This window comes from Mangrovimonas sp. ST2L15 (genome assembly GCF_001280515.1).
Taxonomy (GTDB): domain Bacteria; phylum Bacteroidota; class Bacteroidia; order Flavobacteriales; family Flavobacteriaceae; genus Mangrovimonas; species Mangrovimonas futianensis.
The window spans coordinates 1-419 of record NZ_LBIQ01000042.1 but is presented as its reverse complement, the minus strand read 5'-3'; the positions used below and the strand labels follow the sequence as shown (position 1 = coordinate 419).

The window sequence follows — 419 nt, the reverse complement described above, 5'->3', positions numbered from 1 at the left end:
GGAGAGTTAGCGAAAAGTATATAATGTGCTTTGACTGTACGTATATTGGCGTATAGGCCGAATGTTTTTCTTAGTTTCATTAACCATGTTTCTGGGCGAACTTGAGCATTGGAAGCGTGATCATATTTAGGGTCTCCAATAGTTCCAAATAAAACGGCATCACTTGTTTTGCATAACTCAAGGGTGCTGTCCGGTAGTGGATTTCCAGTTGCATCAATCGCAATAGCTCCAACTGGAGCCGATGTGAAAAGGATGGAGTGATAATATTCTATAGCTATAGCTTTAAATACTTCGATGGCTTGCTCGGTTACTTCGGGACTAATGCCATCTCCTGTTAAAACAGCAATATTCAGTTTCATGAGCGTTTTTGTTCGTTGCTGTTTTGGTCGTTTACCTTCGGGCAGCGTTTTTTGTTATAT

Annotated in this window: 1 protein-coding gene; it reads right to left on the bottom strand. The window is 40.6% G+C overall.

Translation table 11 applies throughout. The annotated features are described in order from the left end of the window. The coding region (locus ZA07_RS14995; protein WP_255349988.1) for an isocitrate/isopropylmalate family dehydrogenase at positions 1-359 on the bottom strand (359 nt) is incomplete at its 3' end. Between the last annotated feature and the right edge of the window lie 60 nt (positions 360-419).